At 75.1% G+C, this 3,385-nt stretch carries 3 protein-coding genes; 2 read left to right on the forward strand and 1 reads right to left on the reverse strand.

Annotation, left to right across the window (positions count from 1 at the left end):
- Together VF468_01810 and VF468_01815 are read left to right on the forward strand one after the other, a co-directional pair.
- The coding region (locus tag VF468_01810) for a sigma 54-interacting transcriptional regulator (protein ID HEX5877056.1) at positions 1–1,062 on the forward strand (1,062 nt) is incomplete at its 5' end.
- A complete protein-coding gene (locus VF468_01815) occupies positions 1,059–3,047 on the forward strand; it encodes a hypothetical protein (protein HEX5877057.1) in 1,989 nt (662 codons plus the stop codon). The genes VF468_01810 and VF468_01815, both read left to right, overlap by 4 nt.
- Here VF468_01815 and VF468_01820 read toward each other — a convergent pair.
- On the reverse strand, positions 3,017–3,385 hold a 369-nt coding region (locus VF468_01820; protein ID HEX5877058.1), incomplete at its 5' end, for a GNAT family N-acetyltransferase. The two genes, VF468_01815 and VF468_01820, sit on opposite strands and share 31 nt — an antisense overlap.

The raw sequence follows: 3,385 nt of genomic DNA on the forward strand, positions 1-3,385 counted from the left end.
GACGAGGGCGACGACCTGCCGATCTCCTGGCGGCACCGCTCCGAGCGCTACGCCGAGAAGCTCGCGACGCCCGACACGAGCGTCGCCGACCTCATCGGCGACGTCGACCCGGTCAAGGTCGCCGAGGGCCGCAGCCTGGGCGACCCCGAGACCATCCACTACGGCCTCGTGCCGCGCGCCCACCGCGGCGTCGTGACGATCAACGAACTGCCCGACCTCGCCGAGCGCATCCAGGTCGCGCTGCTCAACGTCATGGAGGAGCGCGACATCCAGGTCCGCGGCTACACGCTGCGGCTGCCGCTGGACGTCCTGCTGGTCGCCAGCGCGAACCCCGAGGACTACACGAACCGCGGGCGCATCATCACCCCGCTCAAGGACCGCTTCGGCGCCGAGGTGCGCACGCACTACCCGCTGCGCCTGGAGGACGAGCTGCGCGTCATCCGCCAGGAGGCGGTGCTCGACTGGCCCGGCACCCCCGTCGTCGTGCCCGACCACCTCCTGGAGGTGATCGCCCGCTTCACCAGGGCGGTGCGCGAGTCGCCCCAGATCGACGCCCGCTCCGGCGTCTCGGCCCGCTTCGCCATCGCCGCCGCCGAGACCGTGGCCGCCTCGGCCGTGCGCCGGGCCGCGGTGACCGGTGAGGGGCTGGCCGTGGCCCGGGTGGTCGACCTGCCGGCGGTGGTCCCCGTCTCCCTGGGCAAGGTCGAGTTCGACCAGCTCGAGGAGGGCCGGGAGCTGGAGCTGCTCCAGCACCTGCTGCGCCGGTCGGTGGCCGAGACCTGGCGGGCCCGGCTGGGCGGGTCCGACCTGTCGGGGCTGCTGCACCGCTTCGACGAGGGCGGCACCGTCGAGACCGGCGACCTGGTCCCGGCGGGCGACCTGCTGGCCCGGGTCGGGCCGGTGCCGGGGCTGGCCCAGCTGCTGCGCCGCCTCGGCGACGACCACGGAGCCGAGACGCCCGGGCTGGCCGCGGCCGCCCTCGAGTTCGCCATGGAAGGCCTCCACCTGGCCAAGCGCCTGGCCAAGGAGGAGCTGCCAGGGCGCACGGTCTACGGCGGATGAGCTACCGCTACGGCGCCTGGCGGGGCGGGCCCGACCCCCTGGAGCCGCCGTTCGACGTGGCCAGGGCGCTGGACCGGCTGGGCGAGCGGGTCCTGGCCGGGGACCGGGCCGCCGACGCCCTCCGCAACCTGCTGCGCCAGGGCATGCCCGGCACCAGGGGCCTGCGCGACCTGCTCCGCCAGGTCCGCGACCGGCGCCGGGACCTGCGCGAGCGGGGCCGGCTCGACGGCACCCTTGAGCGGGTCCGGGAGCTGCTCGACCAGGCGGTGGAGCAGGAGCGCCAGGCCCTGTTCCCCGACCCGTCGGACGCGGCCCGCCTGGCCGAGGCCGAGCTCGACCAGCTGCCCCCGGAGGTGGCCCGGGCCGTCCGCCAGCTCGCCGACTACCGGTGGCGCTCGCCCGAGGCCGCCGCCACCTACGAGCAGATCCGGGACCTGCTCCGCCGCGAGGTGCTCGACTCGCAGTTCCGGGGGATGCGCGACGCCCTGGCCGGGGCCAGCCCCGAGGAGCTGCAGCGCATCCGGGACATGGTGGCCGACCTCAACGCCATGCTCGAGGCCGACGCCCGCGGCGAGGACACCCAGCGCCAGTTCGAGGAGTTCATGGAGCGCTACGGCGACATGTTCCCCGAGAACCCGCGCACCCTGGAGGAGCTGATCGACGCCCTGGCCCGCCGGGCGGCCGCGGCCAGCCGGCTGGCCGCCTCCCTCACCCCCGACCAGCGGGCCGAGCTGGCCGCCCTGTCCCAGTCGGTCCTCGGCGACCTGGGGCTCCAGTACGAGCTGGACCGCCTGGGCCGCTCCCTGCGGTCGCTCCGGCCCGACCTGCGCTGGGACCAGGGCGCGGCCATGGAGGGCGAGCAGCCGCTGGGCCTTGGCGACGCCACCACCGCGCTGGAGGAGCTGGCCGACCTCGAGTCGCTGGAGGCGTCCCTCGGCCAGCGCTACCCGGGCGCCTCCCTGGACGACGTCGACCTGGAGGCGGTGGAGCGGGCCCTCGGCCGGGCCGCCGTCGACGACGTCGAGGCCCTGCGCCGGCTGGAGCGGGAGCTGACCGAGCAGGGCTACCTGCTCCGTGAGCAGGGCGAGCTCAAGCTCAGCCCCAAGGCGATCCGCCGCATCGGCGCGGTCGCCCTGCGCCGGATCTTCTCCAGCCTCGACGAGGGCCGCCGCGGCGACCACGACGTCGCCGGCCTCGGCCTGGCCGGCGAGCCCACCGGCGCCTCCCGCCCCTGGGTGTTCGGGGACGAGGGATCCGTGGATGCCGTGAGAACGGTCCGCAACGCGATCATGCGACACGCATCGTCCCGGTTCACTGGGGGGGCAACAAGCGCCCCCCCAGACCCCCCCGAGCACACGCGACTGAAGCTGGCCCCCGACGACTTCGAGGTGCTGGAGACCGAGCGGCGCACGTCGGCCGCCGTCTGCCTGCTCGTCGACCAGTCCTACTCGATGCTGCTGCGCGAGACCTGGGGGATGGCCAAGGCGACCGCGCTCGCCCTGCACAGCCTGGTCTCGACCCGCTACCCCCAGGACGCGCTCGAGATCATCGGCTTCTCGCTGCTGGCACGGACGGTGCGCCCGGCCGACCTGCCCGACCTGGACGCGGCCGTCGGGCAGGGGACGAACCTGCACCACGCCCTGGTCCTGGCCGGCCGCCACCTGGACCGGCACCCCGAGGCCGAGCCGGTCGTGCTGGTCGTCACCGACGGCGAGCCCACCGCCCACCTGGAGCCGGACGGCTCCCCGGAGTTCTGGTACCCGCCCGACCCGCGCACGGTCGAGCTGACCCTGACCGAGGTGACCCGCCTCACCCGCCGCCGCGCCACCATCAACGTGTTCATGCTCGACGACGACCCGCGCCTGGTCGCCTTCGTCGACCTGATCGCCCGCCTCAACGGGGGCCGCGTGTTCGCCCCCTCGCCCGACCGGCTGGGCGACTACGTGGTCAGCGACTACCTCCGCGCCCGCCGGGGCCGCCGCTGACCGCCCTTGACGGTCCGGCGCATGATCGGCCGGCCGGGGGAGTTGCGGGCCGCCTCCTCGAACCCCGCCTCCTGGAACATGGACAGGGAGCCGACGAACATCTCGTTGGCGCCCTTGCGGGCCCCGTCGGTGTCCTTGGGGTAGCCCTCGACCGAGGCGGCGCCGTGGTCGGCGGCGAAGGCGACCGCCGCCTCCAGCAGGGCGGCGGCGACCCCGCCGCGGCGCTCCTGCTTCACCACGTAGAAGCACACGACGGCCCAGCAGGCGAGGTCGCTGTCGGTTGGGCGGAGAACTCGCGAGCGCAAGACCCTGGGGTAGGCGGTGCGGGGGGCGACGGC

Source organism: Actinomycetota bacterium (assembly GCA_036280995.1).
Lineage (GTDB): Bacteria > Actinomycetota > CALGFH01 > CALGFH01 > CALGFH01 > CALGFH01.

Bases quoted from the DNA above. Each gene is read 5' to 3' on its own strand.
- VF468_01815 (HEX5877057.1), top strand. From the start codon at position 1,059: ATGAGCTACCGCTACGGCGCCTGGCGGGGCGGGCCCGACCCCCTGGAG.